The organism is Thermostichus sp. MS-CIW-38, assembly GCF_054058415.1.
Genome location: NZ_JBSSAH010000032.1, coordinates 22,560 through 35,144 on the forward strand (window position 1 = coordinate 22,560; position 12,585 = coordinate 35,144).

Annotated in this window: 9 protein-coding genes and 1 pseudogene; 6 read left to right on the plus strand and 4 right to left on the minus strand. The window is 59.5% G+C overall.

Going from position 1 to position 12,585, the window contains the following annotated elements:
* The first annotated feature begins 7 nt into the window (after positions 1-7).
* Positions 8-1,648 (plus strand): ABC transporter permease, encoded by a 1,641-nt coding sequence (locus ACVWXZ_RS10825; RefSeq protein ID WP_414342291.1) that lies wholly within the window; start codon positions 8-10, stop codon positions 1,646-1,648.
* Between the two features lie 22 nt (positions 1,649-1,670).
* Here the strand turns inward: ACVWXZ_RS10825 and ACVWXZ_RS10830 are convergent, their stop codons facing one another.
* Positions 1,671-2,357 carry a hypothetical protein gene (locus ACVWXZ_RS10830; RefSeq protein ID WP_457482509.1) on the minus strand — a complete coding sequence of 229 codons (687 nt, stop codon included), beginning with the start codon at positions 2,355-2,357 and terminating at the stop codon, positions 1,671-1,673.
* Positions 2,358-2,546: 189 nt separating this feature from the next.
* Between ACVWXZ_RS10830 and ACVWXZ_RS10835 the strand changes: the two genes are divergently transcribed.
* From ACVWXZ_RS10835 to gndA, 5 genes and pseudogenes are all read left to right on the plus strand, one after another.
* Positions 2,547-3,899 carry an ABC transporter substrate-binding protein gene (locus ACVWXZ_RS10835; RefSeq protein WP_457482510.1) on the plus strand — a complete coding sequence of 451 codons (1,353 nt, stop codon included), beginning with the start codon at positions 2,547-2,549 and terminating at the stop codon, positions 3,897-3,899.
* A 111-nt stretch (positions 3,900-4,010) separates the two neighbouring features.
* On the plus strand, positions 4,011-5,213 hold the full coding sequence (locus tag ACVWXZ_RS10840; RefSeq protein ID WP_414329418.1) for a carbohydrate ABC transporter permease: 1,203 nt from the start codon (positions 4,011-4,013) through the stop codon (positions 5,211-5,213).
* Between the two features lie 162 nt (positions 5,214-5,375).
* Positions 5,376-6,599 carry an alpha/beta hydrolase family protein gene (locus ACVWXZ_RS10845; RefSeq protein WP_457387885.1) on the plus strand — a complete coding sequence of 408 codons (1,224 nt, stop codon included), beginning with the start codon at positions 5,376-5,378 and terminating at the stop codon, positions 6,597-6,599.
* Between the two features lie 429 nt (positions 6,600-7,028).
* A pseudogene (locus ACVWXZ_RS10850) lies at positions 7,029-7,202 on the plus strand (pentapeptide repeat-containing protein); the annotation flags it as partial.
* Between the two features lie 94 nt (positions 7,203-7,296).
* Entirely contained in the window at positions 7,297-8,715 is a 1,419-nt protein-coding gene (gene gndA, locus ACVWXZ_RS10855) for an NADP-dependent phosphogluconate dehydrogenase (RefSeq protein WP_457482511.1), read from the plus strand.
* Here the strand turns inward: gndA and ACVWXZ_RS10860 are convergent.
* The 3 genes from ACVWXZ_RS10860 to nadC all read right to left on the minus strand — a co-directional run bounded on the left by ACVWXZ_RS10860 (position 8,712) and on the right by nadC (position 12,379).
* Entirely contained in the window at positions 8,712-10,205 is a 1,494-nt protein-coding gene (locus tag ACVWXZ_RS10860) for an L-aspartate oxidase (protein ID WP_457441558.1), read from the minus strand. The two genes, gndA and ACVWXZ_RS10860, sit on opposite strands and share 4 nt — an antisense overlap.
* A gap of 29 nt (positions 10,206-10,234) precedes the next feature.
* Positions 10,235-11,323 (minus strand): quinolinate synthase NadA, encoded by a 1,089-nt coding sequence (nadA, locus tag ACVWXZ_RS10865; RefSeq protein WP_414342299.1) that lies wholly within the window; start codon positions 11,321-11,323, stop codon positions 10,235-10,237.
* Positions 11,324-11,521: 198 nt separating this feature from the next.
* Positions 11,522-12,379: a carboxylating nicotinate-nucleotide diphosphorylase gene (gene nadC / locus ACVWXZ_RS10870; RefSeq protein WP_011434043.1), complete on the minus strand. Its 858-nt coding sequence runs from the start codon at positions 12,377-12,379 to the stop codon at positions 11,522-11,524.
* Positions 12,380-12,585: the final 206 nt, after the last annotated feature.

The following is a 12,585-nucleotide window of genomic DNA, read 5'->3' on the forward strand; positions in this document are numbered from 1 at the left end:
CAAAGGGTTGAGGCACCCCATTATCCCCTGGCTGGTGGCTGTAGCCGCCCTTGTGACTCTGACCCACGTCTATCCCCTCTGGAGGCTGCTGCAGCGGGCCTTGGGCGGCGAAGGTGAGAACATCCGCTGGTTGCTGGAAACGCCTCGCGTCCATCTGGCGCTACGCCATAGCCTTTGGGTGTCCGCGGCCTCAGCGGCGCTGGCTCTTGGGGCCGCTCTGCTGCTGGCGGTGCTCACCACCCAGACGGATCTGCCGGGCCGCGGGATCCTACGGCTGCTCTTTTTGTCTCCTCTGGTGATTCCGCCCCAGGTTTTGGCCTTGGCCTGGATCCAGTGGGCTGGGCCGGTGGGCTATCTGCAGCAGGGGCTGCGCTGGATTTTGGGAAAGCAGGGATCCCTGTGGAGCCTCTACACACCGGCGGGGATCATCCTGTTGCTGGCTCTTTTTGTGCTGCCGATTGCCTATCTGACGCTGGTGGCGGGCCTGAGCCGGCTCTCCAAGCAGGCTCAGGAGGCGGCCCAACTGGATGGGGCAAACCTGCTGCAGGTTTGGCTCTACGTCACGCTGCCTCTGTTACGGCCCTCTGTGGCGGCAGCAGCAGCACTGGCGTTCCTGGGGGCCTGGGGCAATTTCGGGATCCCGGCCTTGCTGGGGATCCCGGGGCGCTACCTGACCTTGCCCACTCTGCTGTACCAGGAGGTGATCAACTTCAGCGGCGATGGGTTTGGGCGCAGTGCGGCGCTGGCGTTGCTCTTTGGCCTGCCGGCCCTCTTCTTCTTGAGCTGGCCTCAGCGGAGTCAGGAGGGGTTGGATCCCGGCGAGGCGCCTCCGGATCCCTATCGCCTGGGCTGGCTGGGTTGGCTGCTCAGCGGGATCCTTTTCGCCGCAGCTCTGCTGGTCGTTCTTGGGCCCTTGCTGGCCATGGCTGCGACTGCCCTGCTGCGGGCCTATGGCCTGCCCCTGACCTGGTCTAACCTAACCCTGGAGCATTTCCGCATGGTTCTTTTTGATCTGGAGCGGGCCCGCCGCGCCACGCTGCACAGTTTGGGCTTGGCGGGAGGAGCGGCACTGCTCTGCAGCGGGATAGGGACGATCTTGGGCTATGCCCTGACCCGCTTGAAGGTGCCGCTGTTGGCCCTGCTCAGCTTCATCGTGGACTTGCCCTATGCCCTGCCGGGCCTGATTTTTGCTTTGTCTCTCATCTTGGTGTGGTTGCCTCCTCCCCTGCCGGGGCTGAGCCTCTACGGCACCCTATGGCTGATCCTGATGGCCTACCTGGGGCGGTTCTCGGCCCTGGCACTGCAGCCCCTGCAAGCGGCGTGGCGCAGCTTGGATACCAGCCTTGAGGAGGCAGCCAGTATTGACGGGGCCTCCCTGCTGCAAACCTTTCGCCACATCTTGGTGCCGCTGCTGGCGCCAGCCCTGACGGCGGCAGTGTTGCTGGTATTTCTGCAATCTTTTGCCGAGCTGACCCTCTCCGCCCTCTTGGTGACCTCCCGCTCGGAGACCTTTGGGTGGCTCATCTTTGGCTTGCAACAAGGGGGCTATACCCAGCAAGCGGCGGCCCTAAGTACCTTGCTGCTGATCGCGCTCTTTGCCCTGGCCGCGGGGATCCAGGCGCTGCGGCGGCATGCCAAGCCAAGCTGAGGAGGGGATCCCTGCAAATCCTTCACGGATTGGGGCCGACTGTGGTGGTGCGGCGGATCGGTTGACCTTTCAGGGTATTGCCTTCTACTGTTTTCACCCAGCCTTGCCCTGGTACAAATCGGTACTGCACATCGGTATCAGAGCCACCGAGCAGATCCCCTTGGGCATTGAAGACGCGAGTTTCCCGCTGCCAGTGTCCTGGCCCGGTCGGTGTGCTGCTCGACTCGGTGGTGTAGGTTTGGCCGCGAGCATTGTTGAATTGGCCGCTGCGCTGCCAGCCTTGCCCCGCTTGGCCCTCGATAAGGCTCGAGCTGCTGCCCACCGTCTTGCCCTCGGCGTTTTGCAGGGTGGTGCTGCCCTGCCGTTGCCAACCCTCATGTGTGTGAGTAGTGGTGTGCTGATGGTTCAGGTTCCAGGTCTGACCTTGTTGGGTAGTGACTTGGCCGGAGTAGTCTCCTTCCACCCCCTGACCGGGAATGAATTGCCGGGATCCCTGGCCGGAATAGGTGCCACTACCCGATCTGCCACTTGGCCCGGTGCCAGTGTAGGTGCCGGAGTGAGTGAAGGTGCGCTCACCGCTCGGGGTCAGGGATCCGCCCGTTGACGAGGGGGCGATGCGGCTGCGTTGACGGGGGCGAGCCTGCGCAAAGGGGGCAAGCGCCATCAGGAGGGCAATAGCCAACAACAGGCAAAAGCTTGCATTTTTCATCTTCATTCTCATTTTTCCAGACCCCTAGAGAGGTTGTCGATCATAACCCAGGCTCAGCCTTTACCCTGTCTGACTCTGACTTTGGCCTGAAGGTTCACTTCCTAGAGGGATCCCGCCAGACATAACCTGCTCTTAATGTCGGTGCTGTAATCTCAGAGGTGCCTTTAGCGAATGCGACTGCATTTTTCTATGAACACCCGTCGTACTTTCCTGGCTGTTGCGGCTGGCCTGGTGGCTGCGTCTGCTGCTGCTCTTCTGGCTGCCGACAGCTTTGCTCAGTCTCCTGCCGAAGTCAAAGTTTGGATTGCCTTTACCGATAACCGCCTGGATTGGGCCCGCGGAAAAGCGGCAGAGTTCAACAAGCAATTTCCTCAATACAAAGTTACGGTCGAAGGCTACGGCAACTACGAAGAAATTCAGCAAGCCACCGACCTGGCCATTCAACAAAATGCTGCTCCTTCGGTGGTGCAGTGGTTTGAGGTGGGCACCCAGCGGGCACGGGATTTTGGTTACTTCAAGTCCATTGCCGAGGCTCTGGGCAATCGCACCGAAGTGAACGGGATCCCAGTGAATTTCGACGATTTTATCGAGCCGGTGGTGAGCTACTACACCCTGGATGGCAAATTTACCTCCATGCCCTGGAACAGCTCCAGCCCCATTCTCTACTCCAACACGGCCATCTTGAAGAAGGCTGGGATCGAAAAGCCGCCGGCCACCTGGCAAGATCTGGAGGCTGCTTGTCAAAAGATCATGGCCCTCCCCGACGCTCCCCAGGGCTGTGTGACCTGGCCCAATCACGGCTGGTTCTACGAGCAGTGGATGGCCCAGCAGAATGCCCTCTTGGCCAACAACGACAATGGCCGTGCCGCCCGTGCCACCCAGGTCTTTTTGGACTCAGAGCCGTCAATTGCCATCGCCACCTGGTGGAAAGGGATGTATGACAAAGGCTACTACATCTACAGCGGCAAGCAGCGGGATTGGGCAGCCACCGAGCAGGCCATCCAGACCGGTACCGTCGCCATGGCCATCACCAGCAGCGCCGATGCCGCCAACATCACCAACGCTGCCAAGCAAAACAACATCGAGCTGGTCACCACCCGCATGCCCTACAACGCCGACAAGGGTTGGACGGGGAACTTGATCGGGGGAGCCAGCCTCTGGTTGGTGAAGGATCTGCCCAAGGAGGTGGAAGAGGGGGCGCTGACCTTCATGCTGTGGCTCAATAACACCGAAAATGCTGCCGAGTGGCACCAAGTGACCGGCTACTTGCCCATTCGGAAAAGCTCGGTAGCTTTACTGGAGTCGAAGGGCTGGTTCAAGGAAAACCCCAACTTCTTCACCGCCAGCGACCAAATCAACAATTCCAAGGTGACCCCTGCCACTCGGGGGGCGCTGCTGGGGGCTTTCCCCGAAATTCGCAACGTGGTGACCCAAACCATGGAAGATCTGATGCTTAAAGGCGGGGATCCAGCCCAGGCTATGGCCAAGGCCAACCAGGAGGCCAACCGCCTTCTAGCCGAGTACAACTCCCTCTACCAGTAACCTGGATGTCGATGGGCTGACGGTGTCATTGAGGGATGGGGGTGGGCGGCAGCCTGCCCCTTTTTGGGTTTTGACGAGGCTCTTGTGAAGAGCAAAGCCGAGGTGAGAGGCATGTTGGGATTCGTCCAAGTGTTGGTGCCGCTGTTGGCAGGGTTGCTGGGATCCCTCTGGATGGGGCTCCGTTTTCGACGCATCGAGTGGCCTGTGCCGGTGGGGGCAGTGCTGGGGGGCCTAGCAGGAGGGCTGGGATCCCTGATTTTTATGGCGCCCCTGGATTTTTGCACTTTTGAGCCGGAGCGCAAGGCCATCGACATGGCCTTTGGCGTGGGGCTGGTGCTGGCGGGCATGGCCATTCCCCTCTGGCCGCTGTTGGCGTGGACGCAGAAGGAGCAGGAGCGCCGCCTGGGGATCCCCGGCCCAGCTGTTCAGGAGAGGGGCATCTTTAAGCAGTGGTGGCTGGCGTGGCTGCTCTTGTTGCCCACCTTCACGATCTTGGTGGTGTTTCTCTACTACCCAGGGCTGGATACCTTCCGCCTTTCCACCCTGCTCACGTTTGTGGGGGCGCCGCGCAGCCGCTTCGTCTGTGTGGATAACTTTACCGCTTTGCTGACGGATTCCACCTATCTGCGCAGCCTGGGGATTACCTTTGCCATTTCGGCGGCCATCGTGGTGCTGGGGTTGAGCGGATCCCTGTTGATTGCCACGCTGGCCTATCAGCCGATTCGGGGGGCGGCGATTTATCGGGTGTTGCTGATCTGGCCCTACGCCATCTCTCCGGCGGTGGCCGGGATCATCTTCTTTATCATGTTCAACCCCTTGGGAGGGGTGGCCAACCATTTGCTGGGCCTGGTGGGGATCCCCCGTTTAAACTGGCTCAGCGATCCCAACTTGGCCCCTTGGGTGGTGATCTTTGCTAGCGTTTGGAAGCAGATGGGCTACAACATTTTGTTTTACCTTGCCGGCCTGCAAAACCTGCCCAAGGATTTGCTGGAAGCGGCTGCCATCGACGGGGCCGGGGCAGTGCGTCGCTTTTTTGCCATCACCCTACCGCTGCTTTCTCCCATCACCTTCTTTTTGGTGATTACCAACATGACCTATGCGTTTTTCGATATCTTTGGCACCATTGACTTGCTGACTGCTGGGGGCCCTTCCGGATCCACCTCGGTGTTGATCTACGAGATCTACAAAATCGGAGTGTCTTCAGGCAATTTGGGTAGGGCTGCCGCGCAATCCATCGTCCTGTTTCTCATTGTGGTGGGGCTGACGATCCTGCAATTTCGCACCACCGAGCGGAATGTAACCTACGGCGGATAACGGCTGTCTCTGCTGCAACGCAATGATCCCAGTTCTCAGTGGGCAAGGGGAAAATCGGCTAATACAGGCTTACACCTAGCCTCACTCCACCACCTTCGCCATTCAAGGGCAGCACAATCCGTTAGTCCGCGAAAGATTCTTCCAATTCAAGGATAAACAGTTATGAATAAAGAGAAACTATGGCAGCGAAGCAAACAGCGAATCCGGTTTCGGAATGACGATATGGATTTCTATTTTGCCTGGATTCTTGCTCACCAAAACGAAGGTGGTTCGGCACTTGGCGAGTGCTTCTACACTGCTTCCCAAATTAAAGATGGTGATCCCGAAAGCTGGTACAAGGCCTGGTCAGAAATGGCCCGTCGCGTCGAATCGCAGGCGACACAGGCACTGGCAAACGGGCATCGGGTTAGTGCACGTGAAGCCTACCTGCGCGCCTTTACCTATCATCAGATGGCAGCCATCTTCGTTCGCCCGCAAGATCAACGACTGCGAGAGGGATGGCAAAAAGCACAATGGTGTTTTCGGCAAGCAGCCGCTCAATGCAAGCCGCCTATCGAACCGATCCAGATCCCGTTCGCGGGCAAAGTTCTGCCGGGTTACTTTCTGTGCGGGCATAATGAGAATCGGAAAGCACCAACGTTGATCCTGATAGGCGGTGGTGAAACATGCGCCGAAGAACTCTATTTCTGGATAGGCCCGGCAGGAGTCCGCCGGAGGTATCACGTTCTTCTGATAGATTTGCCCGGTCAGGGAAGTACACCCTTCGATGGTTTATTCTTCCGGGTCGATTCTGAACTCCCTATCAAGGCTGTCGTCGATCATATCCTCACGCGATCAGAGGTCGACGCCGAACGGTTGGCTTTATTTGGCATCAGTGGTGGTGGCTACATGGTATCCCGCGCTCTTCCATTTGAGAAACGTATCAAAGCCTGCATAGCCAGTGCTCCCATCATAGATATTTACCAACTTGTCATGGCCGAAATTCCGTCGGTACTCCTCAAAACTCCCGGTTTTTTCAGGAACACCCTTACCAGGCTGGCAGGTCTTAGAAACCCCCTGCCCGGTATTGCATTAGAGAAGTTCTGCTGGCAAGCCGGAGTAAGCACAATTTCTGAAGCGTTAGAAATGGCGCGACAAGCACGAGTTGAAAGGATAGAAGAGATTACATGTCCGGTATTGTGTATGGTTGGCGAAGGAGAGTCAGAAGCACAAATGATGCAGGCTCGCGAGTTTTACAACGCTCTCCGATGCCCTAAAGCCTTTCGCGTCTTCGTTGCCGCCGACGGTGCAGATGCTCACTGCCAGATCAATAATCTGGGCCTGATGCAGCAAGTAGTCTTTGATTGGCTGGATGAGGTTTTTGGGTATCGGGCAGAGAATCTCTAAGAGCCTATCCGAAACATCCTGGTGTGGAAGATGAAGGTCAGCGAATCTCGTCTCTTCCCCGTGCGGTGATTGGAACGAAGCGATGCTGGGGGTAACGACGACCGAATAACCACCGTGGTGCCCATTGCCCCCAACGGTGATCACTGATCAAGACTATGCATGGGTGGCTTGACGACGCAACGCACCCATATCTGCCGATAGCGGAGGGGCGGTTCGCGCACTGCCCTCCCCGATGATACGACGAGCACGGGATGCATCGATGGACAATGGGGGTTGTTGATCATGCGCCCATCCCATTCACCACTCGTCGGGGTGCACCCGTCGGGGCACGACGGTGCCGTGCCTCGACTCCATCGGCTTGCATCCGGTGATGGATTTCATCCGTCGTGACGTGACGACGAGGTATTCGGATAGGCTCTCAGAGGGGCCAAGCTCACGGGAGCCATTGCCGCACGGGCGGTTTGGCAAGGAGCGCAGATTGCCGGCGCCGATTTCAGCGAAGCCTATGTGGATCGGGCGGCAAAGCGGCAGTTGTGTGAGCAAGCTGAGGGATCCCACCCGATAACCGGCGTAACCACCCGTGAGAGTTTGGGCTGCCCTTGAATCAGGGCCGGCAAAGGTGAAGAAAACAGGATCCCTGAGCCCCGTCGGTCAGATTGGCCTCTAGATTGGGTGAGGTGTCGATAGTGCCCCAACCATGAGCAAGCCCAGCTTTGCGGTGATTGGCCTAGCGGTGATGGGGGAAAACCTGGCCCTCAACGTCGAGCGCAATGGCTTCCCGGTTGCCGTCTACAACCGCACCAGCTCCAAAACCGACCAGTTCATGCGGGAGCGAGCCCAAGGCAAACGGATCACCCCCGCCTACAGCCTGCCGGAATTGGTGCAACTGATGGAGCGGCCCCGCAAATTCTTGATCATGGTCAAGGCGGGTGCGCCGGTAGACGCGGTGATTGACGAGCTTAAACCCCTGCTGGATCCGGGGGATATCATCATCGACGGCGGCAACTCCCTCTACACCGACACCGATCGCCGTGCCGAAGCCCTCGCCCCCACCGGGATCCACTTTGTCGGCATGGGAGTGAGCGGCGGGGAAGAGGGCGCCCTGAACGGCCCCAGCCTCATGCCCGGCTGCAGCCCAGAGGCCTACCAACAACTGGAGCCCATCTTGGCCAAAATTGCCGCTCAAGTGCCAGACGGCCCCTGTGTCACCTACCTGGGGCCCAAAGGGGGCGGGCACTACGTGAAGATGGTGCACAATGGCATCGAATACGGCGATATGCAACTGATCGCCGAGGTCTATGACGTAATGCGCAGGGCCTTGAAGCTGTCGGCCTCGCAGATGCAGGAGATTTTTCAGGCTTGGAATGAAACGGAGCTGGAATCTTTCCTGATTGAAATTACCGCCAAGATTTTCCAAACCCTGGATCCGGAAACCGGCAAGCCTTTGGTGGATCTCATTCTGGATAAGGCTGGGCAAAAAGGCACCGGTTTGTGGACAGTCAAGGACGCTCTAGATCTGGGGGTACCAGTGCCCACCATTGAAGCGGCGGTGCAAGCTCGCATCCTCTCGTCGATGAAAGAGGAACGGGTGGCTGCCTCTGCCCAGTTGAAGGGGCCCGACGCAACTTTTGCAGGGGATCCCGACTGCTTTATCCAAGATCTGCGCGCCGCCCTCTACTGCTCCAAAATCTGCTCCTATGCGCAGGGGATGGCCCTGCTCAAAAGAGCCACTGTTGCCCACGGCTACGTCTACACCTTCAGTGAGATTCCGCGGATTTGGAAGGGGGGCTGTATCATCCGCGCCCGCTTCCTGGGCGAGATCCAGTCGGCCTACAAACGGGATCCAGAGCTGGTGAACCTGCTGTTGGATGAGGAATTCGAGCAGGCCATCCGGGAGCGGCAGGGATCCTGGCGGCGGGTGGTGTCCACGGCGGCTGCCCTGGGGATCCCGATCCCGGCCATCAGCGCTTCTTTGGCCTACTACGACAGCTACCGTACCGCCAACCTGCCCCAGAACCTCACCCAAGCCCAGCGGGACTTCTTCGGGGCCCACACCTTCGAGCGCATCGACAGGCCGGGCGTCTTTCACCATGAGTGGAATGCCTGTTGCCGTTAGCAATGCGTAGCATCAAGAGGTCTCCGGAAAAAAGTTGAACCGCGCACCTCCGTATGGAAAGGCTCCCCTTCCTGAGGAAAATCCTCGCGGAAATGGGCCCCGCGGCTTTCCTCCCGCAGCAGCGCCCCCTGAGCTACCAGACGGGCCAGCAAAAGCAGACTGCCTGCCTCGGCCTCTTCCCGGGTGGCCCAAGGCTTTTCCTGCAGGGGAAGTGCCTTGACAAAGGTCAGAAAAGCCCGCAGCCGTGTTCCCTCCCGCACAACGCCCAAAGCTTCCCCAACTCGATGCCTGAGAGCCGGCAGGATGTCGGGAGACGTCGCCAGAACGGGTAGCCTCTGCAGCTGCCGGCGAAAGCTCACCTCTCCCAAATCTTGCAAGGCAGCCAAGGCGGCCCGCTTGCCCATGACCAGCCCTTCCAAAAGGCTGTTGGAAGCCAAGCGATTGGCTCCGTGCAGGCCCGTGGAAGCCACCTCCCCAGCAGCATAAAGGCCCGGCAGGCCGGTGAAGCCGAAAGCGTCCGTTCGGATCCCACCCATCACGTAGTGAGCCGCGGGAACAACCGGGAGCAGATCCTTCGTGGGATCCAGCCCCAAGGCGCGGGCAGAGGCAACAACGGTGGGAAAGCGCTCCTCCAGATGTTCGACGACCCGCAGATCCAGGTAGGTTCCCCCTGTCTGCTGCCGCTCCCAGAAAACGGCCCGAGCTACCACATCCCGCGGCGCCAGCTCTCCCAGCTCCGCATAGCGAGGCATAAAACGCTCCCCCAAGGCGTTGAGGAGAACAGCCCCTTCTCCTCTTACTGCCTCGCTCACCAGCGCTCCATTGGGCAAGGCCGTGGGGTGAAATTGCACAAACTCCAGATCCCTGAGAGTGGCCCCTGCCCGCCAGGCCAGCACCATTCCGTCGCCGGTGGCCCCCGGGGGAGCTGTCGAGACGGGGAAAAGGCTGCCAAATCCTCCCGTAGCCAGGAGAACTGCCCCGGCCCTCACCTCCACCGGCCCTTCAGGGCCAAGCAGCAAGGCCCCCCCTACCCTGTCCCCCGCCAGCAAAAGGCTTAGGGCTGTGTAGCCCTGCAAAGGCAGCCTGTTGAGGCGAGCCAGCAAACCTCTCAGAAGCCACAGTCCGCTCCGATCCCCCCCCAGATGGCGTACCCGCGCTTGGGAGTGGCCCCCCTCCCGGACAGGTTGGGGATGGAAAGGAAGGCCCCAGCGCAAAAGTCTCTCCAGGTGCAAGGGTGCTTCCTCCACAATGGAGCGAGCCACCTTTTCTTCCACCAGGCCGCGGCCCGCTTGCAAGGTGTCTTGGATATGGGCTTCTACGTCCGCCTCATCCACAGGAAAAGCCACCCCACCCTGCGCCCAAGGGGTAGAGCCAGAGGGAAGGGGATCCTTGCTTACCACCAGAGTTGTCGCCCCCTGGGCTTCGGCCCACAGGGCTGCGTACACCCCCGCCACCCCTGCTCCCAGGATCAACAGGTCTGTTTCTAACAAGGGCGGCGCCCCGTTCTTCCCCTCCACCTCTAGGCTCCGGCGGGCACTGCCAGCATGGCCAGGATGGAACGGCGAGCCTTCTCAGCCACCTCCTGGGGCACCTGGATCACGTAGCGCATCTCCTGCAGGGAGCGGTAAATCTTTTCCAAGGTAATCTTCTTCATGTACTCGCAGACGGCTTCTGCCTTGACAGGGATGAACGTTTTGTCTGGAGCTTCTTTCTTGAGCCGGTGAAGAATGCCCACCTCGGTGGCCACCACAAACTCGCGGCTTTCTGAAGCTTTGGCGTAGCGCACCATGCCCTCGGTGGAGAGCAGCTTGGCATCCGGTTTGAGGAAGAGACAGCTAGAGCCGCAACTGCACTCCGGGTGAATGAGGAACTCTGCTCCAGGGTGCTCTTCCACCATCGCCTTGAGGTGCTCTTCCCGGATGCCAACATGCACGTGGCACTCTCCCGGAAAGAGATCCAGCTCCCTTCCGGTTACTTGAGCAACGTGGGCTCCCAGAAACATATCCGGCACGAAGAAGATGGGGCGATCCGGGGGCAGGCTGGCCACCACTTGAACTGCGTTGGCGCTGGTTACGCAGACATCTGCCAGAGCCTTGATCTCGGCAGCGGTGTTGACGTAGGCCACCACCAGGCCCTCAGGGCAGGCTGCCTTCCACCGCAGCACATCTTGCGGGCGAATGCTATCGGCCAAGGAACAGCCCGCCTCCAGATCCGGCAGCAGCACCGTCTTTTCCGGGTTAAGGATGGCAGCCGTCTCCGCCATAAAATGCACGCCCGCAAAGACAATCACCTGGGCGCTCGTCTTTTGAGCCTCCCGAGCCAGTCCTAAGGAGTCTCCCACAAAGTCCGCCACCTCTTGAACTTCAGGGAGCTGATACGAATGCGCGAGGATAACTGCCTGCCTTTCCTGTTTGAGCCGGGCAATCTCCTGGACGATTGTGGCAGTGTTGTGTAGCAATGGGGTTTCTCCCTTCATTTTCGACTTCTTGTCGCGACAGCGTTGCGTAGCAATAACGGTTTTGTTCCTCTGGAGGCTGGACACGATCTGAGGACTTTGTCCCGCTAATGCGTTTGCAGGAGCAGCGCGCAGCAATAACGGAAAGCCCATCTCCTGGAGTTGGTCGACTCTGCTTTGGGGGGTATCTGAGCCGGCAAGAGAAGCAACCCCCAACCCAGATGCCCGGCGAAGCCTTTCGCGGCGCCCGGTTGAGCTGGAGCTGGGCTTAGGTTGTCTTCTCAAAGTAGCATCAGTCGCAACAGCGTTGCGTAGCAATAAAGCAGTGTCCAGCGAGGACTTGGCTCAGGGTCACACCACCAGCAAAGAGAGATCCAAAGCCTTGGCCGAGTGGGTGAGCGCCCCGACGCTGACGTAATTCACGCCTGCCTCGGCCACTTGCCTGGCCCGTTCTGGGGTCATGTTGCCGCTGGCCTCCAGGGGAACTCTCCCTCCCACCCGTTGGACGGCGGCCTGGGTTTCTTCCAGGGTGAAGTTGTCCAGAAGGATGAGATCGGCTCCTGCTGCCAAAGCCTCTTCCAGTTCCTGGAGATCCCGCACCTCCACCTCCACCTTGAGGTGGTGGGGAGCACCTTCCTTGGCCCGCTTGACGGCTGCCAAAACGCCTCCCGCGCCGCGGTCGCAACAGCGTTGCGTGGCAATGATGTGGTTTTCCTTGATCAAAATGCCGTCGAACAGCCCAAAGCGGTGGTTTTTGCCGCCCCCTACCCGTACAGCATACTTCTCCAGGGCGCGCAGGCCGGGAGTGGTCTTGCGGGTGTCCAGAAGCTGGGTTGAGGTTCCCCGGAGAGCCTCTACATAGGTGCGGGTGAGGGTGGCAATGCCGGACAGCCTTTGGAGAAGATTGAGCGCCAGCCTCTCCCCCGCCAGAATGCCCTTCAGGGATCCCTTGAGGTGGGCCACCTCTTGACGGACAGCCACCCTGGCCCCTTCCTCCACTCCAGGGATGAACTCCACCTGGGGATCCGCCAGCCGAAAAACCCGCTTGGCAATCTCCAGGCCGGCCAGGATCCCTGTCTCCTTGGCCAGGATTACCGCCTCACCCTCCAGTCCTGGGGGTAGGGTCAGCTCTGTGGTGAGGTCGCCGTGCCCCAGGTCTTCCCACAGCCAAGCGCAAAGGGTCTCCTCTGGTAAGTAAACTTCTTCCATTTTCGGTTTGGTTTTAGCTAGACCGGCGGGAAGCCCCGCCCTCCGTTAGTGACTAGTGACTAGTGGCTGGTCACTATCCACTCACCACTATCCAGGGTGAGGGTCGGGATGAAAGGCGAGGACACGATGCTTCGTCCTTACTGGTGCTATGACCGGCGTAGCAGGATTTTATACCCTCATCATGAGAACTGCTTACCAGTATCGCT